Origin of the sequence: Saccharothrix ecbatanensis, assembly GCF_014205015.1 — a bacterium.
GTDB classification, from domain to species: Bacteria; Actinomycetota; Actinomycetes; order Mycobacteriales; family Pseudonocardiaceae; genus Actinosynnema; species Actinosynnema ecbatanense.
Genome location: NZ_JACHMO010000001.1, coordinates 1655895 through 1682177, shown reverse-complemented (window position 1 = coordinate 1682177; position 26283 = coordinate 1655895). Strand labels below are relative to the sequence as shown.

Genomic DNA, 26283 nt, shown 5'->3' with positions numbered 1-26283 from the left:
GAGCGTCCCCTCCCACCACCTGCGAGTTCTCTCCCGCCATCTCGGAGGTAATGACCAGTGCTCACCCAGGTTCCGCTGCTGATCGCCCAGGCGGCCGGCGGCGACCACGACGCCGGAGTGCGCCAAGTGGCGCAGCTCTCGGCGCGTCTGGCCTACGCGACCATGTGCGCCACCCTGTGCTGGGGCGTGCTGATCGCGACGGGCTGGGCCAACAAGCTCTCCGGCAGACAGGGGTTGCGCAACAGCCACATGGTGCTGGCCACCATGGCCCTGACGTTCGGGTCGCTGCACGCAGTCGCGTTCACCTTGTTGCAGCTCAACCCGTTCACCTATCTCCAGCTCCTCGTGCCGTTCGCCAACGGCGGCCTGTTCCGGCACGCCCTGGGCATCCTGGGCCTGGAGATCATGCTGACCATCGCCATCACGGCCGGTCTGCGCAAGAAGGTCTACTACCGCAAGTGGCTGAGGCTGCACCAACTCGCCTACGTCGCGGTCGCCGTCACCGTCGTGCACTCGTGGTTCGGCGCCATCGCCAACGGCACCCTGGCCGTGGTGTGGCTGGCCGGCCTCACCATCCTGATACCCACGGCGACCATCGCCATCGCGCGCTTCCTGCCGCCGCACGTGCTGGTGAAGCTGGGCATGCTGGAGCCGGAGCCCGGTTTCGAACCGGAGCCGGACGGCGCGGGCGGGGCGGCGCTGGACATCAGCGTCGACAACGAGCGCTGCCACCGTTACGGCATCTGCCAGGCCGAGGCGCCGGGGCTGTTCCAGCTGGTCGACGACGAGCGGCTGCGTTATGAGCGCAGGCCGCCGCCGGAGCAGTTCGCCCAGGCGCGGGCCGCCGCACGCGCCTGTCCGATGCGCGCGATCGAGCTGCGGGAGCGTGTGCGGTGAAGAACGAGGAACGCGTGGTGATCGCGGGCGGCGGCCTGGCCGGGCTGCGGGCGGGCGAACGGCTGCGGGAGCTGGGCTTCCGCGGCGAGATCGTCATCGTGGGCGCGGAACGGCACCTGCCCTACCACCGGCCGGCGCTGTCCAAGGAGGCGATCAACGGCGAGCTGATCGCGTCCGACCTGCGGCTGACGATCAGCCGTGAGCTGGACGCGGTGTGGCGGCTGGGCACGGGCGCGACGCACCTGGAGCCGGACCGGCACGTGGTCGGACTGCCCGGTGGCGAGGAGCTGAAGTACGACGGGCTGATCATCGCGACCGGCGTCGAGCCGCGGCACCTCGCGGGCGCGCCGCGGCAGGACCCACGGATTCACGTGCTGCGGACGGTGGACGACGCGATCGCGATCAAGCGGGCGATCAACTCGACGCAGGGGCTGATCGTGGTGATCGGCGGCGGACTCATCGGCTGCGAGATGGCGGCGTCGGTGAAGACGATGGGGCGTGACGTGGCCATCGTGAGCCGGTCGTCCACGTTGCTGGGCAGCGCGGTCGGCAAGAACATCGCGGACACGGTCACCGAGGCGCACCGGGCGCGCGGTGTCCGGATGGCGATGGGCGTGAAGATCCGGCACTGGGTGCGGCAGTCGGGTGGGGTCGCCATCCACCTGTCCGACGGGCAGGTGTTCTTCGCCGCGGTCGTGGTGATCGCGGTGGGCGCGTCGCCGTCGGTCGCCTGGCTGCGCGGGTCGGGTCTGGTGCTGGAGGACGGCGTGCTGTGCGACCCGACGTGCCACGTGGTCGGCGGGACCGACATCGTGGCCGCCGGTGACGTCGCGCGGTGGCCGAACCTCCGGTTCGGAGGGCAGCCGCGTCGGGTGGAGCACTGGCTCAACGCGGTGGAAATGGGTCGGGCGGCCGCGGAGAACCTGTTGGCGGGCAGGGAGTCTTCGCGGCCGTTCACCCCCGTCCCCCGGTTCTGGACGGAGCAGTACGGGATGCGCATCCAGGGCTCGGGCCTGCCCGCGATGGGCACGGACACGACGACGTTGGCCGGGTCGCAGAAGGACCACCGGACCATCACCGGGTTCATCAGCGACGGCCGTCTGGTCGGCATGGTCGGGCTGGACGCGCCCACCGCGATGATCAAGCTGTCCACGGAGCTGTGGCGGCAGAACAAGGTGGCCGCGAGCGGGCCACCACGTCCGCCGCAGCACCTGGCGCCGCCGGAGTCCCAGCCTTTACCGTCGCACGCGCCTGTGGTGCGATCACGCGGGCACACCCGCACGCTGGCCCGCACGGGACCGAAGGCGCCACCCCGGTGATCGACGCGTGCACGGGCCACGGTCGCAGGTTGTTCACAAACTGTTCGCGATGTGTGAAATATTCAGACATCCAGGACAGATTGACGTAAGTTTTCGTCTCCGCAAGGCTCCAGACCCGTCCCCCAACCCTGTCTGGAGGTCCTGTGCTCCGACTCGTTTCGTATATCGCCTCGTTAGCCCTTGTCGCCGTCGTAGTGGTGGCCGGCGGAGGAACGGCTCAAGCCGACGGCTGCTACACGTGGAACCGAACGCTCTCGCAAGGAGCGACCGGCGAGGACGTGCGCCAGTTGCAGATCCGGCTGTCCGGCTACCCCGGCTACGGCGGGGTGCTCGGCCTGGACGGCTCGTTCGGCCCCGCCACGAAGTCCGCGGTCGTGCGTTTCCAGCAGGCCTACGGGCTGGCGGCGGACGGCGTGGCCGGCAATGCCACCTTCTCGAAGCTCTACGCGCTCCAGGACGACGACTGCACGCCGATCAACTTCTCGTACGGGGAGTTGAACAACTGCAACTCGACCTGGTCGGGTGGCAAGGTGTCCGCGGCGACGGCCAAGTTCAACGCGCTGGTGTCGATGTGGAAGCTCCAGGCGATGCGGCACGCGCTCGGTGACCAGCCGATCCGCGTGACCAGCGGCTTCCGCAGCATCTCGTGCAACAGCGCGGTGGGCGGTTCATCCGACTCACGGCACATGTACGGCGACGGGGTGGATCTCGGCGCGGGGTCGCACTCCCTGTGCCGGATGGCCCAGCAGGCCCGCTACCACGGTTTCCGGGGCATCCTCGGCCCGGGCTACCCGGGTCACGGCGACCACACCCACGTCGACCACCGGAGCAGCCGCTTCTGGTCGGCTTCCGCCTGCGGTATCTGACGTCCGACCTGCGGTATCCGACAGGCACGAACGAACCGCACCCGGTTTCACGCCGGGTTTTCGCCGACGCCGGCCCGCGCCACTCTTGCGGGCCGGCGTTCGCGCACCCTCCCCACGTCCTGTCTGGCGATGATCACACCCAGTACCGTGGCGTCAGGCCGAACGAGGGGGAGTCATGGGGGCCGACGGCGACACCCGGAACATGTCCGAGTTCGGGCGCTACCGGATTCGGGAGCTGATCGGGCAGGGCGGCATGGGCGTGGTGCACCGCGCCTACGACACGGTCAACGACCGCGTGGTCGCCTTGAAGCGCCTGTCGTCGACTACGGACCGCGAGTACCGGTCGAGGTTCCAGCGGGAGTCGCGGATCGCGGCCGGGCTCGAACACCCGAACGTCGTGCCGGTCAACGACTTCGGCGAGGTCGACGGCCAGCTGTTCCTGGACATGATGCTGGTGGACGGCACGGACCTGCGGCGTGCCCTCGGCGTCGGCGACGTGGACCACGTGCGGGCTCTGGCGATCCTGCGACAGGTCGCCGACGCGCTGGACGCGGCGCACCGGCAGGGGTTGGTGCACCGCGACGTCAAGCCGTCGAACATCCTGATCACCCCGGAGGGGCACGCCTACCTGGCGGACTTCGGGATCGCCCGCGAGATGTCGCCGGACGCGACCTCGCTGACGAGGTCCGGCGAGGTGATCGGCTCCTGGGACTACATGGCGCCCGAACGGCTGTCGACCGCGCACGTCGACGGGCGGTCCGACCAGTACTCGCTCGCCTGCGTGCTGTTCGAGTGCCTGACCGGCCGGTTGCCGCACCCCGGCACCGATCCGGCCAGCAAACTCGCCGCGCACCTCTTGCGGCCACCGCCCGCGCCGTCGATCTTCAACCCGACCATCTCGCCCCGGCTCGACGCGGTCGTGCTGCGGGGCCTGGCCAAGGACCCGGGCCGGCGGTTCGGGTCGGTCACCGAGCTGGCGACCGCGGCGGAACAGGCGATGTTCGACGGCGCCACCGTGAAGGCGGCGGCGTCGACCGCGCCCCAGCCGGCGGTCGAACCGGACCAGGGCAGGCTGCTGCGGGCGATCGTCCGGTCCACCGCGCGCCGGAGTCCGACGCTCGCGCTGCCCACCGAGCGTGCGACCGCGCCCTATCCGGGCCTGAGCGGGTTCGAGCGGGCGGACGCGGACCTGTTCCACGGCCGCGACCACGTGGTGACGGATCTGCTGGTGCGGCTGGCCGAGCAGATCGGCGGCGGTGAGCCGGTGGTGCTGGTCGGCGCGTCGGGCGCGGGCAAGTCGTCGGTGCTGCGGGCCGGGTTGCTCCCCGCGCTCGCGTCCGGCCGGGCCCAGCCAGGTCTGGCGCAGTCAGGCCGGGAGCAGTCGGACCGGGAGCAGGAGTGGCCCCAGGTCGTGCTGACGCCGGGCGTCGACCCGATCGGCAACCTCGCCAGGGCGATCGCACCGCACACCTCGGTCGTGGCGGCCGAGTGGGCCAAGGTGATCCGCGAGACGCCCGGTCGGTTCGGTGAGCTGTGCGCCAGGTCGTCCACCGGGCGGCCGGTCATCGTGGTCGACCAGTTCGAGGAGCTGTTCACGCACGGCGCCCCGGAGGCGGACCGGTTGGCGGTCGCCGCCGCGCTCGCCGCCGCGAAACCGGCGTTGGTGGTGCTGGCCGTGCGGGCCGACCTGCTGGACCGGTGCATCGAGTTGGCGCCGCTGCGGTCGGCGTTGGCCGCGCCGGTGCTGCTGGGTCCGATGGACTCCACCGAGTTGCGGCAGGCGATCGTCACCCCGGCGCGGGCCTGCGGCGTCGAGGTCGAACCGGGCCTGCCGGAGCGGATGATCGCCGACCTCGGCGTGCGCGGCGAGATCGGCTACGACCCCGGCGCGTTGCCCCGGTTGGCGCACGCGCTGCGCGAGTCGTGGCACCACCGCGAGGGCGCGGTGCTGACGCTGGCCTCCTATCGCCGCGCGGGTGGCATCGACGGCGCGGTGTCGCGGACCGCCGAAGCGATCTACGCCCGACTCGACCCGATGGGCCGGGAAGCGCTGAAGGCGAACCTGCTGCGGCTGGTGGCCGTGTTGGACGACGGCGCGGTGGTGCGGCGGCGGGTCGACCCGGCCGAGTTCAGCGCGCACCGGTTCATCCTCGACCAGCTGATCGCGGCCAGGCTGGTCACGGTGGACGGTTCCGGCGCGCGGCTGAGCCACGAGGCGCTGCTGACCGCGTGGCCGCGGCTGCGGGACTGGATCGACGAGGACCGGGCCGGGCTGGTTCAGCACCGGAGGTTCACCGACGCGGTGCGGGTCTGGGTCGACTCCGGGCAGCACACCGACGACCTGTACCGCGGCGTGCGACTGGCCGCGTTGACGTCGTGGTTGGAGTCCGCGCGCGACCGGGTCCGATTACGTCCGGTGGAACAGGACTTCCTGGCCCGCTCCACGGCCGCCGAGCAGGCCGGTCAGCTCATGACCCGCCGCCGCACGAACCGGTTGCGCGGCCTGGTGGTCGCGTTGAGCCTGCTGCTGGTGGTGGCGTCGGTCGCCGTCGTGGTGGCGACGCAGCTGCAGCAGTCGGCCCGGGCCGAGCGGGACCGGGCGGAGTTCGGCCGGTCGCAGAACCTCTCCCGTCAGCTCGCCGCCGAGTCGACGTTGACGAGCCTGGTCGATCCGCGTCGTGCGGCGATGGCCGCGTTGGGTTCGTGGCGGGCCGGGTCGACCCTCGAAGGACGCAGTGCGCTGCTCAGCGCCCGTGCCGACTCGTACCGGGGCCGGATGACCGGACACCTGGGCGCGATCACGGGGATCGCGGTGAGCTCGGACGGCAAGATCGCCGCGACCGGCGGCCGGGACGGTTCCCTGCGGCTGTGGGACGTGCCCGAACGCCGTGAGAGGGCCGTCCTGCACGACGGTGACGGCTGGTACCGCACCGTGGCGATGAGCGACGACGGCCGGTTCCTGGTCGCCGCCGACCCGTTGAGCAAGAAGGTCGAACTGTGGGACGTGCTCGGCCGCGAGCGCGTGTTCACCGTGCCGGGCACCGCGATCGACGCGGTGATCTCCCCCGACGGCCGCACGTTCGCCGCCTTCACCAGTCGCGGCGTGGTGGTCTGGGACATCGGGACGCTCGCCGAACGGGTCGTGTTCCCGGTCGGCACGTCGCTCCGGATGGCCTACCACCCGGACGGCTCGCTGATCGCGCTGGCGGCCGACGAGAACGTCGTGGTGCACAGGGTCTCCGACGGCTCCGTGGTGGCGACGCTGACCGGTCACGGCGACGAGGTCTCCGCCCTGGCGTTCGACCGCACCGGCGCGACCCTGGCCAGCGGCTCGTTGGACGCGTCCGTGCGGTTGTGGGACACCTCGACGTGGACCGAGCGCTTGGTGCTGTCGACGGCCACGGCCGGGGTCAGCGCGGTGGCCTTCGCCCCGGACGGCAAGTACGTGTTCGCCGGTGTGATCGGCACCAGCGCCTTCGGCTGGGACCCGGCGACCGGTGAGCGGCTGGCGGGGTTCCCGACCGGCTCGGTGTCCACGTTCGGCCTGGCCGTGACCGGTGACAGCCACACCCTCCTCACCGCCGACTCGGACGGCCTGGTCACGGTGTGGTCGTACGGGCGGTCGGCGCTCGGCACCCGGGACGCCGTCGTGCTCGCCACCGCGTTCCAGCCCGGCGGGGACCTGCTCGCCACTACGGGCGGCAACGGCGCGGTCCGGTTGTGGAACAGCGCCACCGGCGATCTGGTGCACCGGACGGCCGGTCACCAGGACGACGCTTACGGCGTGGCGTTCAGCCCGGACGGCACTGAGTTCGTCACGGTCGGCGGCGACGGCTCGGTCGTGGTGTGGCGGACCGACACCGGCGTCGAGGCACGTCGCTTCTCCCGGCCCGGCACCGAGTTCACCGCGGTGGCGTTCAGCCCGGACGGCCGGACGATCGCGGTCGCCGGCCGCACACCGACCGGCTCACCGGACGACCGGGACGAGGTGCTCCTGCTCGCCGCCGCGGACCTGAGCGTGACGGGCCGTCGGCCGACCCGCGACGAGCCGCGCGACGCCGAGGCGAACCCGGTCGACACCAACTTCCCCACCGGGATCGCGTTCAGCCCGAACAACCGCACCCTCGCCGTGACTCTGTCCGCGGGTGAGGTGGGGTTGTGGAACCTGGTGGACAAGGGCGCGGAGCTGACCATCCTGCCCGGTCACGACGGCATCGCGATCGACGCCGAGTTCAGCCCGGACGGCACGCTGCTGGCGACCGGCGGCGGTGATCGGCTGGTGCGGCTGTGGCGGGTCAACGACGGTGTCGAGGTCGGCACGCTCACCGGCAGCGACTCCGCCGTGCGCCGGGTCGCGTTCAGCCCGGATGGCAAGCAGCTCGCGACCGCCAGCCAGGACACCGTGCTGAGGCTGTGGGAGGTCGACGGCGGCCGGCAGCTGGCCCGGCTGGACCGGCACGACGACGAGCTGAACGACGTGGCGTTCGACTCGACCGGTGATCGGGTCGCCACCGCCGGGGCGGACGGCACCACCCGGGTCTGGCACCTCGTGCCGGAGCACGCGGCCGACGTGGTGTGTGGGCTGCTGGACGGCGACACGCTCGCCGACGAATGGCGTTCCCTCGGACCGGACCGAGGCGACCCACCAAGTTGCCCCAAGTAGCCGAGCCGCCGCGACCCTCAAGCGCGGCTTTCGGATTCGGGATCCCGCTCGGCCTGGTGGCCCTGATCGCCGACGTCGGCCTCCCGCCGCTGGATCTTGTCGGTGTCGCGCTCGGGGCCGCTCTGTGGCGGATCACCAACCGGCGGCGGATCACCGGGAACAACCGGCGGCATCGGGACAACCGGCGGCATCGGGAAGCCGAGCGGTGGAGTGTCCATATCGGACAGTGGTGGTCCCGCCGCCGCCAAACGCCGCCTGCGGGTCAGGGCGACCGCCGTGCCCGCCGTGCCCGCGCCCACCGCGACACCCGCGCAGAGCACCGCGAGCACGATGATCAGCACCGGGGCTCCACCCGGCTGTCCGCCCCGGTCGACCGCGAGCCGCCGGTACTCGGTGGCCTGGAGGTGACCGGGCGAGCCGGCCAGCGCGTCGTCGAACTCGTCCACCGCGTCGTCGAGGTCGCCGGCGAAGTAGTGGTCGAGACCCGCGAGGTAGGCGCGGTCGTGCTTCCCGAGGTCGACGTCGACCTGCTTGCCGGCGAGCAGGTCGAGCAGGGTCGAGGACGCGGCGGCGAAGTTGAACGACTGCGTCTCGCCCGGCGACTTCTGGCTGACCAGGCCGACCACCCGGCCCTGCATGTCCACCACCGGCCCGCCGCTCATGCCGTTCGTGGCGGCGGCGCTGAACTCGTAGAACGGGCGGTCGCCCCGGGTGCGTCGGGCCGAGATCTGGCCGTTCTTGCTGCTGGGCTCGAGGTTGGGGTCCTCGGCCGCCCCCGCCGAGCCGGGGTACCCGATGGCCAGGATCGGCGTGCCGACCGGCGCCTGGTCCGACCGGATCTCCAACGACGGCAGGTGCTCGCGGGGAACCTTCAGCACGGCGACGTCGCCGTCGGTCGGCGCGACGAGGTCCACCACGGTGGCGGGCGCGACGTCCCGGACCGGCCCGTCGGCGGTCGCCTCCATCCGCTCGACCCGGATGTCCCGGTCGACCGGGCGGTCCGCGACGGCGCCCTCGGCGACCGCGTGCTCGGCGAGCTGCCGCCGTGCCTCGGCCGGATCGCCGATCCGGCCGGTGTCCGCGAGTTCCTTGATCGCCACGCCGAACAACGCGCCCGCACCGCCTTCCGGTCCGGTGTGGACGCAGTGGCTCGCCGTCGCGACGTGCCCGTCCGGGCTGATCACCGCGCCGCTGCACGACGACTTCACGGTGTAGCCGTCCTTGCCGCCGAACACCTCGCCGGTGCGCTTGTCGCGCACCCACCCGTGCCACTCCACGGTGATCAGCACGATCCCGGGCCGGGAGACGGCGGCGGCCGACTCCTCCGGGCTGGTCGGCTGGGCGTAGGCCGGTGCGGCAGTGAGCACCGACAACGCCGACGTCAAAGCCGCCGCCAACAGCACCCGCTTCACCCGTACACCCCGAACGCCTTGGTGCGCGCCATCGACGAGCGGTAGCCGCCGGAATTGCTCTCGACCAGCTGGGTGGCCTGGCAGGTGTAGTCGTCCACCTCGTTCTGGGCCGGGTTCGGCTCCACCGGCTGGGTGCTGAGTTCCCCGCGCTGGTCGTAGAAGGTCCAGGTGGCGTCCGACCGGGTGCGGGCGACGTAGGTGATCGCCTTGTCCGTGGCCGACCAGGTGAAGTCGTAGCTGCCCCTGCCCGCCAACCGGATGTCGTTGCCCCGGAACGTGCCGCGGAACACCACGCCGTCGATCCGCGTGGTCCCGGTCCCGTCGGGTCGGAACTCGTAGGTCACACCCGAGGCGATCATCGGCAGTGGCGCCTCGTTGTTGTAGAACTTGACCATCGCCGTCTCTTCCATCACGACCCAGGAGCCGACCACACACGGCGGAAGCCCCGGCGCACGCGTGGTGGACTCCCTGGCGGTGGGCGAGGGCCGGCCACCCGTCGCCGACGCGGTCTCGGGACGGTCGTCGGCCAGCGCCACGGCGGCCAACCCGCCGGCCGCGAGCAGCGCGCACGCGGCGATGACGAACAGCACCGCGACAAGTCGTGCCGGAGGTGCGGCTAATCGGGACGGTTCACTCACGCCGCCATGGTATTGATCACCGCTCCGCACCGGGTCCCGGTCGATCCGGAAGTTTCCGCGCTGTGACCCGACGCCTTCTCCACCCGCGCGGAGGCCCGACCGCCACTACCATGGGTGCGTGATCTTCTTCAGCGTGGTCCTCACCCTGCTCGGGCTGGGCACGCTGCTGTGGCGTGACGACGACCTGATCGGCCTGCCGCCGGTGGTCGCGGGCATCGGGCTGCTGGTGCTGGGTGTCGCGGCCGGTGTGCTGTGGGCGGTGCGCCGCCGACGCCGGTGGGAGCGCGACGGCGAGCCCAGGCCGGTCGGCAACGTCGTCCAGCGGGCCAAGGCATTGCCCCGGCTGCTGCGCGAGCGCAAGGCGTACGGCCTGCCCACCACGACGTTGGCGACGTGGGGTTTCGCCCTCGTCTACCTGATCTCGCCGATCGACCTGCTGCCCGAACTGCTGCCGGTCATCGGCGTCACCGACGACGCGGGTGTCGCCGTGTGGCTGCTCACCAGCGTGTCCACGGTCGCCGGCCAGTACCTGCGGTGGGAACGGGAACGCTCGGGCGCCACACCGCGCCCCCGCAAGCCCTGACTCACCGGCTCCCGGGGTGCGGCAGCTCGCGGACACCCGTGAGCAGCGTGGTGATGGCGTCCATGATCCGCGCGGTGGCCTCGTCCAGCACGGCCTTGGTCGGCTCCAGCCCGTACAGGTCGGACAGGTCGACCTCCGCGCCCGCCACGACCGTCACCTTCCGCCACGGCCGGGGCACGAACTTCCCCGGCGGCAGCAGCACCTGCGTGCCCCACTGCGCCACCGGCACCACCGGCGTCCGGGTCGTCAACGCCAACCGCGCGACACCGTTCTTCCCGCGCATCGGCCAGCCGTCGGGGTCGTTGGTGAACGTGCCCTCCGGGTAGACGATCACGCACTCCCCCGACTCCAACGACGTGCGGGCGCTGTCCAACGCCTTGCCCGCGCGCACGCTGTTCCGGTCGACCGGGATGTGCTTGCCCGAGGACATCACCCGTCCGAGGACCGGCGCCTTCCACAGGCTCGCCTTCGCCAGGTACCGGGGCACCCGGCCCGACACGAGCGAGAACGCGGTCAACGTCACCGGATCGGCGAACGACAGGTGGTTGGACGCCAGCAGCACTCCACCGTCGCGCGGGATGTTGTCCCTGCCCGCCATCCGCATCCGCACGAAAAGCACCACGAACGGCCACAGCAGGTCGATGGCCACGGAGTACCAGAATCCTCGGCCCCGGCGGGGAAGTCGGGCCGTCAGAGCCACCATCTGGGAGAACGTCACGCCAGGATCTTCGGTCATGGCCGCCGGCGCCGTTACCGCGACCCACCCGACCGCCGTCGCCCAGTGCCTGATCAGTTCGACTAATCTCCCTCCCCGTGGCAGGGCTTCCCGCACCGCGGACACCGGTGGACCGGATCGACGTGCTGCTCGTCGAGGACGACGAGGGCGACGCCGTGCTGGTCGAGGCACTGCTGGACGAGGTGGAGGCGGACGTCGCGCTGCACCGGGCGCGGACCCTGCACGAGGCCGAGGGGCTGCTGCCCAAGGCGGACTGCGTGCTGCTCGACCTCGGCCTGCCCGACACCACCGGACTGGACGGCCTGACCAGGCTGCTCGCGCACCCCGCGCCGGTCGCGATCATCGTCCTCACCGGCCTCAACGACGAGCACCAGGGCACCAGCGCGGTGGCCGCGGGCGCGGAGGACTACCTGGTCAAGGGCCAGGTGGACGGTGTTGGCCTGGCCCGCAGCATCCGGTACGCGGTCGGCCGCAAGCGGGCTGAGGAGACCCAGCGCCAACTGCGCGACGAGCAGCTGCTGGCGGCCGAGAAGACCCGTCTCGAACGCGGCCTGCTGCCGTCCCCGATCATGCACGGCGACGACATCGGCTGGCACGTCCGCTACCGGCCGGGCGGTAGCCGGATGCTCCTCGGCGGCGACTTCTACGACGCCGTGCGCACCGCCGATGGCACGCTCCAGGTGCTGATCGGCGACGTGTGCGGGCACGGACCGGACGAGGCCGCGATCGGCGTGTTCCTGCGCATCGCGTGGCGGGCGCTGGTGCTGGCCGACCAGGAGCCGTCACGGGTGCTGCGCACGTTGCACGAGATCCTGGAGCACGAGCGGCACCAGCCCGGCCTGTTCACCACGGCGTGCATGGTGACGATCTCCCCGGACCGCCGCTGGGCGCGGGTCTACCTGGCCGGGCACCCGGAGCCGATGCTGCTGGTCGGCGACCGGGTGGTGGAGCTGCCCCGGGACCGTGCGGGCCTGCCGCTGGGCGTGCTGCCGGACAGCACGTGGAGCGGCCTTGACGTGCCGCTTCCTCCCGGCTGGGTGATGCTGCTCTACACGGACGGGCTGGTGGAGGGCCGGGTGCACGGCGACAGCGAGCGGCTGGGCTCGGAGCGGTTGATCGAGCTGATCGGCGAGATCACCGCGGACCGGCCGGACTGGGCGGAGACGCCGGCGACGCTGCTGGACAGCCTCATCAACCGGGTGAAGGAACTGAACGGCGGGGAGCTGGACGACGACATGGCGGCACTGCTGATCTCGGACCGCGCGACCCCGGACCGCGCGTGAGCGCTTACCGCACCCGCTGGCCGGCCAGCAGGCTGCTGATGGCGGCCGTGGCGATCCTGATCCTGGTGTGCGCGGGCGCGATCGGCAGCCTCGCTGTGGCGCTGACCAGCCTCGCGGACGCCCGGGTGCTGCTGCTGGACCAGATCGCGCCTGCCCGCACCGCGGTGCTCCGGGCCGACACCGCGTTGATCAACCAGGAGTCCGGGGTGCAGGGCTACCTGCTCACGGCGAAGCAGAACCACCTGACCCCCTACACCAACGGGCAGCGCGCGGAGCACAACGAGCTCATGGTCGCCCGATCCATGCTCGAACCGGTGCGGCCGGACCTGGTCCGCGACCTGGACGAGGTCGGCCGGCTCGCGGCCGACTGGCGGGCGAGCTACGCGGAACCGCAGGTCGAGCTGGTGCGGCAGTCCGGCGTGCCGCGGACAGGGCTGGCCGACGCCCAGCGCGGCAGGGAGCTGTTCGACCGGGTGCGCGCCGCCCTCGGCGGGCTCGGCGCCGAGCTGGACCAGGCGTCCGACCAGGCGCGGGACCGGCTGGACGAGCTCGCGGCCGACGTGATGTGGCTGGTCGTCATGCTCGGCGTGCTGCTGGTGCTGATCATCAGCGGGGTGGCGGTGATCCTGTACCGGATCGTCATCGCGCCGTTGACCGGGCTGGCGGCGGACGTGCGGCAGGTGTCGTCCGGCGATTTCGAGCACCCGGTCGAGGCCGGTGGGCCGCGGGAGACGGTGATGCTCGGCCAGGACGTGGAGGCCATGCGGGTCCGGATCCTGGCCGACCTGGAGGAGCTGCGGCGGTCGAACTCGGAGCTGGAGCAGTTCGCGTACGTCGCGTCGCACGACCTCCAGGAGCCGCTGCGCAAGGTGGCGAGCTTCTGCCAGCTGCTGGAGCGGCGGTACTCGGGTGAGCTGGACGAGCGCGGCGAGCAGTACCTGAGGTTCGCCGTCGACGGCGCGAAGCGGATGCAGGTGCTGATCAACGACCTGCTCGCGTTCTCGCGGGTCGGCCGGATGTCGCGCGAGCAGACGCTGGTGGACTGCGACGAGCTGGTCGCCCAGGTGCTGGACAACTACTCCGAGGTCATCGAGCGGACCCGGGCGACGGTCGAGGTGGCGGACCTGCCGACGGTGCGCGGCGAGGCGTCGTTGCTGGGTGGCGTGTTCGGCAACCTGATCAGCAACGCGTTGAAGTTCCACGGGTCGGAGCCGCCGCAGGTGCGCGTCGACGTGGAGCGGACCGGTGATTTCTGGACGTTCGTGGTCAGCGACAAGGGCATCGGAATCGATGCCGAGTACGCTGAGCGGATCTTCGTGATCTTCCAGCGCCTGCACCACAAGGACGACTACCCCGGCACCGGGATCGGGCTGGCCATGTGCCGGAAGATCATCGAGTACCACGGTGGCACGATCTGGTTGGACACCGAGACCGGCCAGGACACCGGGACCACCTTCAAGTTCACCCTGCCGGCCGTAGAGGACGACGAGCAATGAGCAATCCGCTGAACGTGATCGACGTCCTGCTGGTCGAGGACGACCCGGGCGACGCGCTCATGACGCAGGAGGCGTTCGAACACCACAAGATCCGCAACCAGCTGCACGTGGTGCGCGACGGCATCGAGGCGCTGGAGTTCCTGCGCCGTGAGGGCCAGTACGAAGACGCGCCGCGGCCGGGGCTGATCCTGCTCGACCTGAACCTGCCGAAGATGGACGGCCGGGAGGTGCTGGCGGAGATCAAGGCGGACGCGACGCTGCGCCCGATCCCGGTGGTGGTGCTGACCACGTCGGAGGCGGAGGAGGACATCCTGCGCAGCTACAACCTGCACGCGAACGCGTACGTCACCAAGCCGGTGGACTTCGACCGGTTCATCGAGGTCGTGCGGCAGATCGACGACTTCTTCGTGACCGTGGTGAAGCTGCCCCGCTAGTCCCGTCAGGCTTCGTACGCCTTCAGGAACACCCGCACGCCCTCGTCGGCGAACTTCAGCAGTTCGTCGCGCGGGTAGGGCTCAGGGTCGAACATCGCCCGGTTCAGCGGGACCGACAGCGCCAGCCAGAGGAACTGCTGGGCGGCGAGCAGCGGGTCGGGCGTGTTCAGTCGGCCTTGCTCGGTGAGGTCGGCGAATCGGTCGGCCAGGCGCTGGTAACCGCGTTCCGGGCCGGACGCGTACCAGGCGCGGGCCAGGTCGGGGAACCGGTCGGCCTCGCCGATGACGACCTGCCGCAGCCGGACCAGGTGCGGCTGGGTGACCACCGTGACCAGCTTGCGGGCGATCTCGCGCAGGTCGCCGTCCAGGTCCGTGGTGTCCGCGAGCCCGGCGACCACGTCGTCCGACTGTTGTTCGGCGTTCCGGATGTCGGCGGTGATGATCTCCGCGAACAGCTGTTTTTTGTCTACAAAATGCTTGTATACGGTCTGCTTGGAGACCGCGGCGAGCGCGGCGACCTCGTCCATGCTCGCGCCGACGTAGCCGTGTCTCATGAAGACCGCACGGGCCGCGTCCAGGGTTGCCCTGCGTTTGCGGGCCGACCTTCCTTCTTCCATACGCTCACAGTACTGTACCGTCTAGTTCCGTTCCTAGCCGGTGAGGAGTTGCCATGGGTACCGTGACCTCGAAGGACGGCACGACGATCGGGTTCTCCCGGGTCGGTGACGGCCCGTCGGTGGTGCTGGTGGACGCCGCGTGCTGCTTCCGCGGTTCCGGTCCGATGCCCGCGGTGGCGGAGGCGTTGACCGGGTACACCGCGTTCACCTACGACCGCCGCGGCCGGGGCGAAAGCGGGGACCTCCCGCCGTACGCGATCTCACGCGAGGTGGAGGACCTGGCCGCGGTGGTGGAGGCGGCGGGCGGGTCGACGTTCGTCTACGGCTTCTCGTCCGGCGCCGTCCTGGCCCTGCACGCCGCCGCGGCCGGGGTGCCGATCACCGCACTGGCCCTGCTGGAGCCGCCGCTGTCGTTCGAGGAGCACTCGGGTCCGGACGTGCGGGACGAGATCAACGCCCTGGTGGCGGCCGGTCGGCGTGGCGACGCGATGATCCACTTCCAGGTGGCGTGCGGCGTGCCGGAGGAGTTCACGGCCGGGATGCGGCAGTCACCGGGCTGGCCCGCCCTGGAGGCGTTGGCCCACACGACCGTCTACGACCTGACGATCACCGCCACTCCCCCGGACCTGGCGTCGATCGAGGTGCCGACGTTGGTGCTGGACAGCCGGAGCAGCGACGAGCGGTTGCGCGGCTGGGCCGACGGGGTCGCCGAACGCCTGCCGAACGCGCGGCGCCGCACCCTGGACGGCGAGTGGCACGGCATCGCCCCGGACGTCCTGGCCCCCGTCCTGACCGACCACTTCAGCCACTCCCAGGCCTGACCTGCTCAGACCTGACTTCCTCAGACCTGACAGCCCTCAGCAGCCACGACCGCGTACTGCATGACGCCATCGGCGGCGGCAGTGGTCAGCAGACCCCGGTGGACGAGCACGTCCAGGTGCGCGGCGGTCTCCCCGGTGGCCAGGACCTGGTTGAACACGTCGAGTTCGACGAACTTCCGCTGTCGCCGGGTCCAGCCGAGCTTGCGGGCGGTCTCGAAGGCGGTGCCGGTGCCGGACTGGACGGCGTCCAGCGTGGCGGCCAACCGGTCCTCGTGGTGGGCCAGCAGTTCGTCCACCCGTGCGTGGCTGGACTCGGTGACCGGTCCGTGCGCGGGCAGCAGGCGCAGGTCGGGGAAGTCGCGGACCAGGCGCAGCGAGTCGAGGTAGTCGCCGAGCGGGAGCGCGGGGCGGGCGGGTTCGAAGCCGATCGACGGGGTGATGTGCGGCAGCACGTGGTCGCCCGCGAAGAGCAGTGACGAGTCGGCGTCGATGAACACGACGTGCCCACGGGTGTGGCCCGGCGTGGGCAGGACGCGCAGCACGCGTTTCTCCAGCGCCACATCGGTGCCGTCGAGCCATTCGTCGGGCTCTTCGTAGTCGCGCAACGCGCTTTCGCCCACGGACGCCATCAGTGCCCGCCACTTCTCGGCCAGGTGCGGCGCGCCCCACGTGGTCAGGTCGTTGACCTGGCCGTCCCGAGTGCGGGAGATGATCTTCGCCAGTGACGGCTGCTCACCGGCGCCGAGGGCGACCTTCGTGCCGAACCGGCGGCGCAGTGCCACGGCCATCGTGTAGTGATCGCGGTGGACGTGGGTGACGAGGAAGCGGTGGACGTCCTCGAAGCCGTGCCCGAGGCTGCCCAGTGCCGACTCCAGTGCCGTCTCGCCCGCGTCGAGCGCCCAGCCCGAGTCGATCAGCACGATGCCGTCGCCATCGTCTATTGCATACACGTTGACGGTATGCAGTCCGTCGTTGGGCAGTGGCAACGGTATCCGGTATACACCGGGCGCGACCTCGAAGACTCCGGGTTCGGTCCACTCCATCCCCGGGATACTACTTGTCGGTAGCTTCGATCAGCTCGGGATGTTTCTCCAAGTAGCCGCGCACGAACGGGCACTGCGCCACCACGGTCAGCCCCTTGGCCCGAACGTCCTCCAGCGCGTGCCGGACCAGCTTGCTGCCCAGCCCCTTGCCCTCGATCGCGACCTCCGTGTGGGTGAACGTCACGACACCGTCGGCCAGCTTGTACTCGGCGAAGCCGCCCAGCTCGCCGTCCAAGCGCACCTCGTAGCGGAACTGATCGGGGTTGTCGGACACGGACACGTCGGTCACGTCGGCTCCTGATCTCTTCGCGCGGCCTGGCCTCGGTCGAGGCTCCCGCGTGCCACCGTAGCCGCGCCGTGCAAGATTGTCGGATGGACGTCTACCTGCTGATCCTGGGCGACCACCTACCCGACCCGGCCACCGGGATCGTCGTCACCGAGGGCGAGCGGCTGCAGGCGTTCGTGGATCAGGCGGTGGTGGCGGAGGAGGCCGGGTTCACCGGCGTGGCGATCGGCGAGCACCACTTCACCCGGTACATCGTGTCCGCGCCCGAGTTGCTGCTCGCCACGATCGCCGCGCGCACCTCCACGTTGCGGCTGTCCACCGGGGTGACGTTGCTGGCGCACCACGACCCGGTGCGGGTGGCGGAGGAGTTGGCCACGCTGGACGTGCTGTCCAGGGGTCGGGCGGAGCTGATCGTGGCGCGGGGGGTGTCGCAGCGCACGGACGTGGCGTTCGGGGTGCAGGACGACCTGCGGGCGCGGTTCGACGAGAACCTGCGGCTGCTGCTGCGGCTGCTGGAGGAGCCGCACGTGACGTGGGAGGGCAAGTACCGGAGCCCGCTGGTGGACGTCACCACGACACCGCGTCCGGTGCAGCAGCCCCGGCCGTTGGTGTGGATCGGGAGCGGGTCGGCGGTGTCGGCGGACCTGGCGGTCGAGCTGGACTTGCCGTTGATGCTGCCGAGCACGTTGCGCGACCCGAGCACGCACCGTTCGGTGGTGGAGCGTTACCGGGCGGCGTTGGGTGGCGCGGGCCGGGTGGCGTTGCCGAGCCACGTGTTCGTAGCGCCGACGGCCGCCGGGGCACGGGCCATGTGGCGCCCCCACCTCGCCGCGTACGCCGAGTTCGCCGACCCCTGGCGCGGGGATGGCGACGTGAACCTGGACGCGTTGATGGACGGCGCGGCGGTGTGCGGAGATCCGGCGGAGGTGGCGGAACGGCTGAACGGCCTGACCGAACTGCTGGGGCTGGACGCGCAACTGGTCATGGTCGACATCGGCGGCATGCCGCACCAGGCCGTGCTCGACACGATCCGCCTGTTCGGCCGGGAAGTCCTGCCCAACCTCACCCCCTCCCCCGCCACCGCCGCCCGCCGGGCCGCGTTCTGAGCGTTGAATTCAGGGGTCCGGAACGTAGGACACGGGTGACGCGAACGTAGGACTCACGGGACGTGAGTGTTCGACACGCGGGACCTGAGCGTTCGACTCGCGCGGGCGGAGTGGCGGGGTCGCGGGGTGGGTAGTCCCGGGAGGAGGAGGTCGCCATGGTTCAGCCTCAACCGCCCCCGCCGAAACCCGTGCCGGTGCCGGAGCCGGTGCCCAAGCCACCCGGCCCCGAGCCCTCGCCGGGCACCGAACCTCCGGTTCCGCCCACGCCGGAGCCGCCCACGCCTACGTGACGTTGTCGGCGCCCACCTCACGTAGGACGACCAGGCGGCGGGTGGCTCGGGTCAGGGCCACGTACCGCTCGGCCGGCGTCATCCGCTCCGGGTCGACCACGACCACCGTGTCGAACTCCAGCCCCTTGGACGCACGCGGCGTCAGCGGACCGTCGGGGCTGATCACGGCGAACGTGCCCCTCGTCGGCCGGAACGACTCCGGGTCGGCGCCGGTGACCTCCAGCGGCGGTTCGCCGTGCCGGACGGATGTCGGCGCAACGGCGGTGGGGTCCACTTCGGCCAGCGTGGCAGCGGCGTACGCCATGATCTCGGCGGGCGTGCGGTAGTTGACCGTGAGCCGGCGGTACTCCCAGCGGTCACGGGCGAGCGGGGCGAGCACCCGGCGCCAGTCGCGGACCCCCGCTTCCGCCTGGCGTTGGGCCAGGTCGCCGACGATCGTCATGGACCGGTTCGGGCTGCGCCGGGACAGCACCCGCCAGTCCATTTCGGACAGTTCCTGGGCCTCGTCCACCACCACGTGGCCGTAGGTCCACTCCCGGTCCACGGCGGCACGCTCGGCCAACACCCGGTGGTCGAGCGCGGTGTGCCGGTCGGCCAGCCACTCGGCGTCGACCAGGTCCACGGCCCGCAGCTCGTCTTCGTGCATGACCTGGTCCGTGTCGATCACGTCCAGCACGCCCTGCGCGTACTCCACGGCCTGCCGGCGTTCCTCGGCCGCCCGCCGTTCCGCCGCACCGTCCGACCCGAGCAGCTCGGCGGCCTCGTCCAGCAGCGGCACGTCGGAGACGGTCCACGCGTGCGGGTCGTCGCGGTGCAGCTCCGGGTAGCCGAGCGCGAAGCAGCGGCCGTCGTAGAGGTCGGCCAGCAGCCCGAATGCGGTGAGGTTGGGCCACAACGTCGCGACCGCACGCCGCACGTCGGGGTGCCCGGTCAGCTCGCGGCGCACGTCGGCCGCCAGCTCCGGCCAGTCCTCGCCGATGAGGTCCAACGCAGGGCCGACCAGGGCGTCCACCAGGGCCGCGTGGAACACGGACTGGGCCTCGTTGTGCTTGAGACCGGCGTTCCGCGTCCGTTCCCGCGCCTGCTCGGCGATCTCTGCGGTCAGGGGAACGGTGACGTCCTCCAGCTCGACCGGGATGGGCTCGGCGGGCACCTCCTGCCGGTCGGCGATGGCCTCCACCAGCAGGTCCACCGCCGCCAGACCGCCCTTGAGGGCTTGGAGCTCGGGCGTGTCCTCCCGTTGCGTCCGCACGCCGGGGAACAGTTCACCGGGCGTGGCGAACACGACGTCGGTCTCCCCCAGCGACGGCAGCACCTCACCGATGTACCGCAGGAAACCGGGGTTCGGGCCGACCACCAGCACGCCTTGCCGGGACAGCCGCTCCCGCTGCGTGTAGAGCAGGTAGGCGACGCGGTGCAGCGCGACCGCCGTCTTCCCGGTGCCCGGCCCGCCCTCGATCACCAGGACGCCCCGCTGCGGCAGTCGGATCACCTCGTCCTGCTCGGCCTGGATCGTCGCCACGATGTCGCGCATGGTGTCCGAGCGGGGCGCGTTCAAGGCGTCGAGCAGTGCTTTCGACGTGAGCTGGAGTTCGTCGTCGTGAAAGCTTTCCAGGTGCCGCCCCTTGGTGCGGAAATGGCGTCGGAGCGTCACCCCTTCGGGGTTTGCGGCGGTCGCGGTGTAGAACGGGCGTGCGGCCGGTGCGCGCCAGTCGGTCAACAACGGCTCGTAGTCGTTCTCGGTGTCGAACAAGCCGACCCGGCCGACGTAGACGCGGTCGTCGGTGGTGTCGATGCGTCCGAAGCACAGGTTCTCGTCGGCCACGTTCAAGCGGCTGACCTGCTCGGACAGCGTGCGTACGGCTACTTCACGGTGCCAGCGCTGCTCGTGGCCGTCCTTGAGCGCGGCGTCGAACGCGGCTTGGGCGGCGGCCCGTTCCCGATCGAGGCGGTCGTGCAGGAACGCGATGCGCCGCTGTTCGGCGGACAATTCCCCGGTTGTCACGCTTGCCCCCTGTGATATACTTGGGTTGTCTCTATTCCGCCATTTCTGGCGTGGTCAACCTTTATGTTTACCACATTTCCCCGACACGTGGTTTGATCGGTCGCGTGGGAATTCTGGACGGCAAGGCCGTGATCGTTACCGGTGCCGGTCGTGGACTGGGTGAGGCGTACGCGCGGCACGCGGCGGCCGAGGGCGCTCGGGTCGTGGTGAACGACATCAAAGGTGCGGAGGACGTCGCCGCCTCGATCACGTCCGCCGGAGGTCTGGCCGTGGCGCACACCGGATCGGTGGCGGACCCGTCGACCGCGTCGGCGCTCGTGGACCTGTGCGTGTCGTCGTTCGGGCAGGTGGACGGCCTGGTCAACAACGCGGGCATCACGCACTTCGCCGAGCCGTGGGACGACGAGCCCGACGTGCTGCGCTCGGTGATCGAGGTGAACGTGCTCGGCACCATGTACTGCGGCACGGCGGCGGCCAAGGTGATGCGCGGCGGGTCGATCGTGAACGTCGTGTCCGGCGCCATGCTCGGCCGTGCCGGTGCCGCCGCCTACTCGGCGTCGAAGGGCGCGGTCGCGTCACTGACCCTGTCGTGGGCAGGCTCACTGGCCGCGCGGAACGTCCGGGTCAACGCGGTGGCGCCGCTGGCGTGGACCCCGATGATGGACACCGACCCGCGCGCCGCCGAGATCAGCTCCCGCGACCAGACCCCGGACAAGATGGCCCCGTTGGTGACGTACCTGCTCAGCGACCTCTCCAGTGACGTCTCCGGCCAGCTGGTGCGCTTCCTGCCGGACAAGCTGCACGTCATCGCGCAGTACGCCGTGAAGCAGCCCGTCCTGGTCCGCGACTCGTGGCAGGTGGAGGACATCGCCTCCGTGTTCGCCACCGACCTGACCGCCGAACCGCCAAGCCGCGTCAGGTGGCGAGTGTGACGCGCTGCCGGCGCAACGGCACGATCAGCGGGGTGTCGGTTTCCGGGTCGGCGATCACCCGGCACGGCAGGCCGAACACGTCCTCCACCAGTTCGGCGGTCACGATGTCGCTCGGCCTGCCCTGCGCGACGACGCCGATGCCGGGCTTCATCGCGATCAGGTGGGTGGCGTAACGACACGCCTGGTTGAGGTCGTGCAGGACGGCGACGAGCGTGTGGTTGCCGTCCTCGTGCAGGTTCGCGCACAGGTCCAGCACCTCGATCTGGTGCGCGATGTCGAGGAACGTGGTCGGCTCGTCGAGCAGCAGGATCGACGTCTGCTGGGCGAGCACCATGGCCAGCCACACCCGTTGCCGCTGCCCGCCGGACAGTTCGTCCACCAGCCGGTCGGCCAGGTCGTGCACGCCGGTCAGCCGCATCGCCTCCTCGGTCACCACCTCGTCGTCCACCGACCACTGCCGCAGCAGCCGCTGGTGCGGGTACCGGCCGCGCGCGACGAGTTCGCCGACGGTGATGCCGCCGGGCGCGATGGACGACTGCGGCAACAGGCCGAGCCGACGTGCGACCTCCTTGGACCGGTACGACGAGATCGCCTCCCCGTCCAGGTAGACGGCGCCGTGGCGCGGTTTGAGCATGCGCGCCAACGCTTTGAGCACGGTGGACTTGCCGCACGCGTTGGGGCCGACGATGACGGTGAACGAGCCGTCCGGGATCTCGACGTCCAGCCCGGACACGACCACGCGCTCGTCGTAGGACAGCGTCAGATCCGAACCACGCAGTCGTCCGATCCTCGGCTCCGCTTTCGGCAGTGTCACGTCGTGCTCCCCTTCCGCCATTCGTGGGCGAGCAGCCACACCAGGTAGAGCCCGCCGATCGCACCGGTCGCGATGCCGACCGGCAACGGGGTCGTCGGGAACAGCCGCTGCACCACCAGATCGCTGATGACCAGCAGCAGGCCGCCCATCAGCGCGGACGCGGTCAGGCCGGGACCAGAGGCGGCGGTGAGCCGGCGTGCCAGTTGCGGCGCGGCCAGCGCCACGAACGTGATCGGTCCGGCGGCGGCGGTGGCCACGGCGGCCAAGCCGACGCTCACCGCGAGCAACGCCAGGCGCGTGCGTTCGGCGTTCACGCCCAGGCCGGTGGCCGCGCTGTCGCCCATCTCCAGCAACGCCAGGCGTCGTCCCAAAATCAGTGCGCACGGCAGCAGCACGGCGAGCACCACGGCGACCACCTGCGCTTGGTCCCAGCCCCGGTTGTTCAGGCCGCCGACCAGCCAGGTCTGCGCCGCCAACGCGCTTTCCAGCGTGGCCCGCGTGAGCAGGTAGGAGTTGACGGCGAGCATCATCGCGCTCACCCCGATGCCGATCAGGACGAGGCGGAACCCCTGCACGCCTTGCTTGAACGCCAGCAGGTAGACGGCGGCGGACGTGAGCAGCCCGGCGACGGTGGCGCCGAGAGCCGTCTCCGCCATGCTCCCCTGGACGAGCACGATCACCGCGATCGCGCCGGTGGCCGCGCCCTGGGTGAAGCCGATGATGTCGGGGCTGGCCAACGGGTTTCGGGACAGGCTTTGCAGGATCGCGCCGCTGAGCGCGAGCGCCGCGCCGACCAGCAGACCGGTGAGCAGGCGTGGCAGGCGCAACGTGAAGATGACGAACTCGGCGTAGCCGTCGCCTTGACCGAGGAACGTGGCCAGCACTTCGCCGACGGTCAGCGGGAAGTCGCCGCTGACCATGGTGGCGACGGCGGCGGCGACGGTCAGCGCGGCGATGGCCGTGCTCACGAGCAGGGCGCGTTCGCTGATCCGGAGCGAGAAGGCTGGGGTCCGGATGGTCTTCACAGCGTGGCCAGCTTCCGGCGGCGGCACAGCGCGATGAACACGGGCGCGCCGATGAACGCGGTGATGATGCCGACCTCCATCTCCTGCGGCGCGATGATCACCCGGCCGACGATGTCGGAGCCGAGGAGCAGGATCGGCGAGAGGACCGCGGCGAACGCGAGCACCCAGCGCTGGTCGCTGCCGCCGATCATCCGGGCCACGTGCGGGACGGTCAGGCCGACGAACGAGATCGGCCCGGCGGCGGCGGTCGCGGCGCCTGCCATGAGCGTGACGGCGATGACGCCGAAGGCGCGGATGCGGTTGACGTTCGCGCCGAGTGCCTTGCCGGTGTGGTCGCCGAGGGCCAGCACGTTCAGGCTTCGGGCGAGGAGGAAGGCGATCAGGATGCCGGGTACGACGAACAACGAGATGCGGCCGACGAGGCCGAAGTCGCGGCCGGCGAGCGAGCCGACGTTCCAGAAGCGGAACGAGTCGAAGGTGTGGGTGAAGAGTAGAAGGATCGCCGAGACGTAGGCGAAGAGCACCGCGGTCAGCGCCGCGCCGCTGAGCACCAACCGGTCCGGCGTGGCCGTGCCCCGACCGGCGGCGCCGAGCACGTAGACGACGGTCGCCGTGCCCGCCGCGCCGGCCAACGCGAACCAGATGTAGCCGAGCGGGCTGGTGATGCCGAAGAACGCGATGGCGGACACGATCGCCGCCGCCGCGCCCATGTTCACGCCGAGCAGGCCGGGGTCTGCGAGCGGGTTGCGCGTCAACGCCTGCATCACCGCGCCGGAGAGGCCGAGGGCGGCGCCGACCAGGACGCCGAGGACGGCTCGGGGTACGCGGACGTCGCGCACGATCGCGGCGTCGCCGGTGCCGTCGTCGGCGAGGAGGAGGGCGAACGTGTCGGCGAACGGGATGCTCTTGGTGCCGATCCAGAGGCTGAGCAGGATGACAAGGACCAGTACGCCGATCGACACCAGCAGGCCGACCCCTCGCACCGCTTCGCGCGACACCCGCACCTCCCGGAAGTTTAGGTAAGGCTAACCGACGCTCGGCGCAAGTCGATCGTCCGGGCAAGTCGATCGTCCGGTTAGCCTCGCCGGGTGGATGCTGAACTGGAGGCGGTTCGAGCCCTGGCCGCCCTGTTGCCGCCGAAGCAGGCGCGGTACGTGGTCGAGTGCTGGGACATCGGCGAGCAGGAGGCCGCACTCGACCGCCTGGTCACGACCTTGGCGGAGGCCGAGATCGCCCTCGACGGCGACGAGCGCGCACAGCTCGCCGTCACCGCCGAGGCCTGGGGCGTCCGCGAGGCCATAACCCCCACCCTCCGCCGCTGCCTTTCACGGGACGGTGGTGGCGTGCGGTTGATCGACGACAGCGAACCGCTCGTGTCGGCGGGACTGGAGGGCCTCGTCGTCGTCCCGTGGATCACCTGCACGCGCTGCTCGCAGACCTTGAGCCGAGCCCACCTCCGTGAACCTTGGGGCGACTTGTCGTACGAACCGGTGCACTACGTGCTTGGGCCGGCGCGGCTGTTCGGCCCGGAAAGCGTCTGGGACGCCTTCACTGCGCTGCACACGTGCCCGACCACCCCAAGCCCCTGACCTGCACTTTTACTGGTAACAGGGTGCCCAATCGGGTGATCATGGCACCGACTTGAACGGAAACGCTGTAATATTTAATCTGAAACGTCGGTTAAAACAATGAGGAGCCCCGCCAACCACCCCCTACAATCACCACCCCCCGCAACCACCCGCCCCAGCCGACACAGCGCGACCGTGCCGGGTCACGCCAGAGCCAGAGCCACACCAGAGCGAGGGCGCACAGACCGAGTGCGCGCTACACCAGAGCCAGAGCGCACCAAGGCCAGGACGCCACAGCCAGTACGCCAAGCCAGGGCAGCAGAGCCAGGACGCTGGGACTCTGGGACGCTGGGACGCTGGGACGCTGGGACGCTGGGACCAGCGCACCAGAGCCAGGACGCTGGGACGCTGGGACCAGCGCACCGGAGCCACGAGGCTAGGGCCAGAACGCCAGGGCCAGCGCACCGGAGCCGAGCTGGCTAGGGCCAGCGCACCAGGGCCAAGGCGCTATGCCAAGGCCAAGGCGATGACCGCGACCAGCGCGGGTGTGATCTGGGAGATCGTGCCGATCACCCCGGTGCCTTTCGGGCGGCTCAGCGCGAGCCGGTCCGAGACGCCGAGCCCGATGCCCGCCAGCACCATGAACCCGCACGTGTAGAACACCAGCGCGCGGCCGATTGACTCGTTGCCCGTGTTCAGCGCGATCAGGCCGATGACCGTGCCGGAGCCGAGGAACAGGTTGTACAGGCCCACGTTGAACGACCACAGTCGCACGGGTGCCACGTCCTCGGTCCGGACCTTGAACACGCCCCAGTGCACGCCCGGCCGCTCGAACAGCAGCGTCTCCCACACGAACACCAGCACGTGCACCCCCGCCGCCAGACCGGCGGCCACCTGCGCGACGACGCTCATCACCCCGACGTTCACGACGGCCACTCCCCCACCGTGATCCCGTGCCGCCCGACCACGTCCTGGAGCACCGGGGCGGCGGCGCCGAGGGGCGTGCCGGCGGGCACGACGCGGTCGACGTCGCGGAAGAACCGGCCCATCGCGTCGGTCAGGCTGATCGCCAGGAACTTCACCGACGGCGAGTGCACGGTGAACGTGTGCGACGCCCCCGGCGGGATGGTGATCGACGCGCCCGGCCCGACGTCGTACACCTCGCCGTCCACGAGCACCGCCATCCGGCCGTGCAGCACGTAGTACGCCTTCGCCCACGGCGTCCCGTGCGGCGGCGTGGTCGGGCCGCGCGGCGCGTCCACCTCGAACAGTTCGTAGGCGCCATCGGTGTGCCCGGCGTCCACCTTGACGGTGATCTTCGCGTCCGGCGAGTTCAGCTCGAACCCCTCGCCGGCACTACTGAGGTGTGTCTTCATGAACCGACCGTAGGAACCGCCGACCCCCGCCCTCCATCCCGGAAATGTGGGATGTCGACACCGCACCTCCCGG

The 26283-nt window shown here is 70.9% G+C and carries 24 protein-coding genes; 12 read left to right on the top strand and 12 right to left on the bottom strand.

Annotated elements, in window-relative coordinates:
* The first annotated feature begins 57 nt into the window (after nucleotides 1–57).
* The 4 genes from F4560_RS07415 (at nucleotide 58) to F4560_RS07400 (ending at nucleotide 7745) form a co-directional block, all read left to right on the top strand.
* Complete coding sequence (locus F4560_RS07415) at nucleotides 58–897, top strand: ferredoxin (RefSeq protein ID WP_184917972.1); 840 nt, start codon at nucleotides 58–60, stop codon at nucleotides 895–897.
* Nucleotides 894–2216 carry an NAD(P)/FAD-dependent oxidoreductase gene (locus F4560_RS07410; RefSeq protein WP_184917969.1) on the top strand — a complete coding sequence of 441 codons (1323 nt, stop codon included), beginning with the start codon at nucleotides 894–896 and terminating at the stop codon, nucleotides 2214–2216. The genes F4560_RS07415 and F4560_RS07410 overlap by 4 nt, the downstream gene beginning before the upstream one ends.
* 164 nt (nucleotides 2217–2380) lie before the next feature.
* Nucleotides 2381–3082, top strand: coding sequence for a D-Ala-D-Ala carboxypeptidase family metallohydrolase (locus F4560_RS07405; RefSeq protein ID WP_312869841.1), 702 nt, complete (start codon nucleotides 2381–2383; stop codon nucleotides 3080–3082).
* 175 nt (nucleotides 3083–3257) lie between these two features.
* The gene (locus tag F4560_RS07400) at nucleotides 3258–7745 is read left to right on the top strand and encodes an nSTAND1 domain-containing NTPase (protein WP_184917963.1); all 4488 of its coding nucleotides are present in this window, start codon (nucleotides 3258–3260) and stop codon (nucleotides 7743–7745) included.
* Nucleotides 7746–7762: 17 nt separating this feature from the next.
* On the opposite strand, the gene F4560_RS07395 is transcribed toward F4560_RS07400, so the two are convergent.
* A complete protein-coding gene (locus F4560_RS07395; RefSeq protein WP_184917960.1) occupies nucleotides 7763–9157 on the bottom strand; it encodes a trypsin-like peptidase domain-containing protein in 1395 nt (464 codons plus the stop codon).
* Nucleotides 9154–9795 carry a hypothetical protein gene (locus F4560_RS07390; RefSeq protein ID WP_184917957.1) on the bottom strand — a complete coding sequence of 214 codons (642 nt, stop codon included), beginning with the start codon at nucleotides 9793–9795 and terminating at the stop codon, nucleotides 9154–9156. The genes F4560_RS07395 and F4560_RS07390 overlap by 4 nt, the downstream gene beginning before the upstream one ends.
* 118 nt (nucleotides 9796–9913) lie before the next feature.
* On the opposite strand from F4560_RS07390, the gene F4560_RS07385 reads away from it, so the two are divergent.
* Nucleotides 9914–10378, top strand: a complete 465-nt coding sequence (locus F4560_RS07385) for a YkvA family protein (protein ID WP_184917954.1) — start codon at nucleotides 9914–9916, stop codon at nucleotides 10376–10378.
* Nucleotide 10379: 1 nt separating this feature from the next.
* On the opposite strand, the gene F4560_RS07380 is transcribed toward F4560_RS07385, so the two are convergent.
* The gene (locus F4560_RS07380; protein ID WP_246477752.1) at nucleotides 10380–11114 is read right to left on the bottom strand and encodes a lysophospholipid acyltransferase family protein; all 735 of its coding nucleotides are present in this window, start codon (nucleotides 11112–11114) and stop codon (nucleotides 10380–10382) included.
* 77 nt (nucleotides 11115–11191) lie between these two features.
* On the opposite strand from F4560_RS07380, the gene F4560_RS07375 reads away from it, so the two are divergent.
* From F4560_RS07375 to F4560_RS07365, 3 genes are read left to right on the top strand one after another with little or no spacing between them, the layout of a single operon-like run.
* Nucleotides 11192–12397: a PP2C family protein-serine/threonine phosphatase gene (locus F4560_RS07375; protein ID WP_184917951.1), complete on the top strand. Its 1206-nt coding sequence runs from the start codon at nucleotides 11192–11194 to the stop codon at nucleotides 12395–12397.
* Between the two features lie 38 nt (nucleotides 12398–12435).
* Nucleotides 12436–13893, top strand: a complete 1458-nt coding sequence (locus F4560_RS07370) for a sensor histidine kinase (RefSeq protein ID WP_184928959.1) — start codon at nucleotides 12436–12438, stop codon at nucleotides 13891–13893.
* Nucleotides 13890–14327 carry a response regulator gene (locus tag F4560_RS07365; protein WP_184917948.1) on the top strand — a complete coding sequence of 146 codons (438 nt, stop codon included), beginning with the start codon at nucleotides 13890–13892 and terminating at the stop codon, nucleotides 14325–14327. Before F4560_RS07370 ends, F4560_RS07365 begins: the two co-directional genes overlap by 4 nt.
* 5 nt (nucleotides 14328–14332) lie before the next feature.
* Here F4560_RS07365 and F4560_RS07360 read toward each other — a convergent pair whose 3' ends face one another.
* Nucleotides 14333–14944, bottom strand: coding sequence for a TetR/AcrR family transcriptional regulator (locus tag F4560_RS07360; RefSeq protein WP_184917945.1), 612 nt, complete (start codon nucleotides 14942–14944; stop codon nucleotides 14333–14335).
* A gap of 53 nt (nucleotides 14945–14997) precedes the next feature.
* On the opposite strand from F4560_RS07360, the gene F4560_RS07355 reads away from it, so the two are divergent.
* On the top strand, nucleotides 14998–15765 hold the full coding sequence (locus F4560_RS07355; RefSeq protein ID WP_184917942.1) for an alpha/beta fold hydrolase: 768 nt from the start codon (nucleotides 14998–15000) through the stop codon (nucleotides 15763–15765).
* A 20-nt stretch (nucleotides 15766–15785) separates the two neighbouring features.
* Here the strand turns inward: F4560_RS07355 and F4560_RS07350 are convergent, their stop codons facing one another.
* Nucleotides 15786–16808, bottom strand: a complete 1023-nt coding sequence (locus tag F4560_RS07350) for an MBL fold metallo-hydrolase (RefSeq protein WP_184917939.1) — start codon at nucleotides 16806–16808, stop codon at nucleotides 15786–15788.
* Nucleotides 16809–16818: 10 nt separating this feature from the next.
* A complete protein-coding gene (locus F4560_RS07345; RefSeq protein ID WP_184917936.1) occupies nucleotides 16819–17097 on the bottom strand; it encodes a GNAT family N-acetyltransferase in 279 nt (92 codons plus the stop codon).
* Nucleotides 17098–17180: 83 nt separating this feature from the next.
* Here F4560_RS07345 and F4560_RS07340 point away from each other — a divergent pair, with 83 nt between their 5' ends.
* Nucleotides 17181–18200, top strand: a complete 1020-nt coding sequence (locus F4560_RS07340; protein WP_184917933.1) for an LLM class flavin-dependent oxidoreductase — start codon at nucleotides 17181–17183, stop codon at nucleotides 18198–18200.
* Between the two features lie 282 nt (nucleotides 18201–18482).
* Here F4560_RS07340 and F4560_RS07335 read toward each other — a convergent pair whose 3' ends face one another.
* Entirely contained in the window at nucleotides 18483–20495 is a 2013-nt protein-coding gene (locus F4560_RS07335) for a UvrD-helicase domain-containing protein (RefSeq protein WP_184917930.1), read from the bottom strand.
* A 104-nt stretch (nucleotides 20496–20599) separates the two neighbouring features.
* Here F4560_RS07335 and F4560_RS07330 point away from each other — a divergent pair, with 104 nt between their 5' ends.
* Entirely contained in the window at nucleotides 20600–21427 is an 828-nt protein-coding gene (locus F4560_RS07330; RefSeq protein WP_184917926.1) for an SDR family NAD(P)-dependent oxidoreductase, read from the top strand.
* Here the strand turns inward: F4560_RS07330 and F4560_RS07325 are convergent.
* The 3 genes from F4560_RS07325 to F4560_RS07315 are packed head-to-tail and all read right to left on the bottom strand — an operon-like array spanning nucleotide 21411 to nucleotide 24264.
* Nucleotides 21411–22262 carry an ABC transporter ATP-binding protein gene (locus tag F4560_RS07325; protein ID WP_184917923.1) on the bottom strand — a complete coding sequence of 284 codons (852 nt, stop codon included), beginning with the start codon at nucleotides 22260–22262 and terminating at the stop codon, nucleotides 21411–21413. The genes F4560_RS07330 and F4560_RS07325 overlap by 17 nt on opposite strands.
* A complete protein-coding gene (locus tag F4560_RS07320; protein WP_312868720.1) occupies nucleotides 22238–23266 on the bottom strand; it encodes a FecCD family ABC transporter permease in 1029 nt (342 codons plus the stop codon). The genes F4560_RS07325 and F4560_RS07320 overlap by 25 nt, the downstream gene beginning before the upstream one ends.
* Nucleotides 23263–24264 carry a FecCD family ABC transporter permease gene (locus F4560_RS07315; RefSeq protein ID WP_184917917.1) on the bottom strand — a complete coding sequence of 334 codons (1002 nt, stop codon included), beginning with the start codon at nucleotides 24262–24264 and terminating at the stop codon, nucleotides 23263–23265. Before F4560_RS07315 ends, F4560_RS07320 begins: the two co-directional genes overlap by 4 nt.
* Before the next feature lie 90 nt (nucleotides 24265–24354).
* On the opposite strand from F4560_RS07315, the gene F4560_RS07310 reads away from it, so the two are divergent.
* A complete protein-coding gene (locus F4560_RS07310; RefSeq protein WP_184917915.1) occupies nucleotides 24355–24855 on the top strand; it encodes a hypothetical protein in 501 nt (166 codons plus the stop codon).
* A gap of 486 nt (nucleotides 24856–25341) precedes the next feature.
* Here F4560_RS07310 and F4560_RS07305 read toward each other — a convergent pair whose 3' ends face one another.
* Nucleotides 25342–25761: a DUF1304 domain-containing protein gene (locus tag F4560_RS07305; protein ID WP_312868717.1), complete on the bottom strand. Its 420-nt coding sequence runs from the start codon at nucleotides 25759–25761 to the stop codon at nucleotides 25342–25344.
* A complete protein-coding gene (locus F4560_RS07300; RefSeq protein WP_184917912.1) occupies nucleotides 25758–26210 on the bottom strand; it encodes a cupin domain-containing protein in 453 nt (150 codons plus the stop codon). The genes F4560_RS07305 and F4560_RS07300 overlap by 4 nt, the downstream gene beginning before the upstream one ends.
* Nucleotides 26211–26283 lie beyond the last annotated feature (73 nt).